The following is a 2,082-nucleotide window of genomic DNA, read 5'->3' on the forward strand; positions in this document are numbered from 1 at the left end:
CCATGCCTTGACCCAAGCCTGACCCACGAAACATAACTCGAAGGTGGGTCAGTTCTCGATGGAAAACCCGGGTCAGTTCCGGGTGAAAATCAACACAAACACCAATGAACGCTGGCCTTCCGACCGGACACCGCAGGTGGCCGCTGGACCCCGTGTGGAGTCCAGCGTGGCATCCGGAGTCCGGAAGCCACCGGCATCCACCCGACCGAGGAACCTTGCCCACCATGACGCTGAGCTTCGCCCCGGACGCGATCGAGACCTGGCCGCTTGCGCGCCTGCAGCCCTACGCGAAGAACGCGAAGGCGCACGGGCCGGACCAGGTCGCGAAGATCGCCGCCAGCATGGCCGAGTTCGGCTGGACCGTGCCCTGCCTCGTGGCCGAGGACGGCGAGCTCATCGCGGGCCACGGGCGCGTGCTGGCGGCAACCCAGCTTGGACTAACCGAAGCGCCGGTGATCGTGCTCGGGCATCTGACCGAGGCGCAGCGGCGGGCCTACCGGATCGCGGACAACAAGCTGACGGAACTCGGCACTTGGGACGAGGCGCTGCTGTCGGCCGAACTGAACGACCTGCTGGCCGAGGATTTCGACCTGTCGCTGGTCGGCTTTTCCGACGGCGAGTTGGACAAGCTGCTGGCCTTCGTGCCGGAGGGGGACGGTGAAGAAGGTGGCGCCGGGGGCTCCGTGCCCCCGGTGACCATCCCCGAACCCCCACGCGATCCGGCGTCGCGGACGGGCGATCTGTGGATCCTTGGCGATCACCGGCTGCTCTGCGGCGACAGCACCAGCGCGGCCGACGTGCGCCGCCTGATGAACGGCGAGCGGGCGATCCTGTTCGCGACCGACCCACCGTATCTCGTCGATTACGACGGCTCGAACCATCCCACCCGCAACAAGGATCGGTCGGCGTCCTACGGCACCACGTGGGACGACTCCTCGCAGGGCGCGGAGCTCTATGACGGCTTCATCTCGGCGGCCGTCGCCGAGGCGATCACCGAGGACGCCGCCTGGTACTGCTGGCACGCCTCCCGCCGCCAGGCGATGCTCGAGGCTTGCTGGGAGAAGGCGGGCGCCTTCGTGCACCAGCAGATCATCTGGGTGAAGGACCGCGGTGTCCTGACCCGATCGCATTACCTGTGGAAACACGAGCCCTGCTTCATGGGCTGGCGGCGTCCGAACCGCCCGCCGAAGGTGGCCGAGGAAACGCTGCCGTCCACATGGGCGCTGCCCAGCTTCGCCAAGGACGACCGGCCCGACCACCCGACGCCGAAACCGCTCGACGCCTTCGGGATCCCGATGCGCCAGCATGTGGCGCGGGGCGGGCTCTGCTACGAGCCATTCTCCGGCTCAGGCTCGCAGATCATGGCGGGCGAGGCCAACGGCCGCCGCGTCTTCGCGGTAGAAATCAGCCCCGCCTATGTCGATGTCGCCGTGGAGCGCTGGCAGGCCGAGACCGGCCGCGACGCGATCCTCGACGGCGATGGCATGACCTTTGCGGAGATCAAAGCGTACCGACTGGAGGGCGGACAACAAGACACTCAGCATCAAGAACACTGACATCGCTTGTCCAGCCTGTACGAAGCATCATTGCGCCAAGTAAATTCAGGCAGTTGGGCTCACAGATAGCACTCTCCAAAGGCCTCCGCCCTTTCATCATCTGCAACAGATGCATTGCGGCAAGCTCAGCATCTTCAACGTGGCGGGCATCGTGCGATTTCTTTTGGTTTGTCACGAACGCCTCGAAAAAAAGAACACCAGCGGGTGCGGAGAAGAAGCTGCGATAGTCCATAGTGGCAATGCACGTCGGCGATGCCGCGCGAAGAGCGCGCAGGACGTACGGCACCACGACAGTAGCAATCACCAACACAGTGCTTCCAGCACTTGCTGAATAGGGTCGATTGACACCACCGACGCACTCACCCGAGCGTGCCTTCGTTAGGTCACCGGCCGCGCTGCGCATCGGTACATACAATGGGGCTTCGAAGCCGAGGTAAGCGCGAGGTCGTTGCCCTATGCGGCGATGCTTGACGGCTGGTTGAAGCGCCAGGGCATGAGGTCTTCGATGGCGCTTTGCGGGTGTCCG

2 protein-coding genes are annotated in these 2,082 nt (G+C 64.9%); one reads left to right on the plus strand and one right to left on the minus strand.

Going from position 1 to position 2,082, the window contains the following annotated elements:
- The first annotated feature begins 224 nt into the window (after window positions 1-224).
- The gene (locus KTN05_RS17385) at window positions 225-1,556 is read left to right on the plus strand and encodes a site-specific DNA-methyltransferase (protein WP_217330627.1); all 1,332 of its coding nucleotides are present in this window, start codon (window positions 225-227) and stop codon (window positions 1,554-1,556) included.
- Here KTN05_RS17385 and KTN05_RS17390 read toward each other — a convergent pair.
- Window positions 1,501-2,082, minus strand: a 582-nt coding sequence (locus KTN05_RS17390) for a hypothetical protein (protein WP_217330628.1), incomplete at its 5' end; no start/stop codon positions are given. The genes KTN05_RS17385 and KTN05_RS17390 overlap by 56 nt on opposite strands.

The organism is Paracoccus sp. Z118 (assembly GCF_019061185.1).
Classification (GTDB): Bacteria; Pseudomonadota; Alphaproteobacteria; order Rhodobacterales; family Rhodobacteraceae; genus Paracoccus.

What these genes read in the sequence shown, in the direction of transcription:
- KTN05_RS17385 (WP_217330627.1), top strand. Translation starts at nt 225, where the DNA reads ATGACGCTGAGCTTCGCCCCGGACGCGATCGAGACCTGGCCGCTTGCG.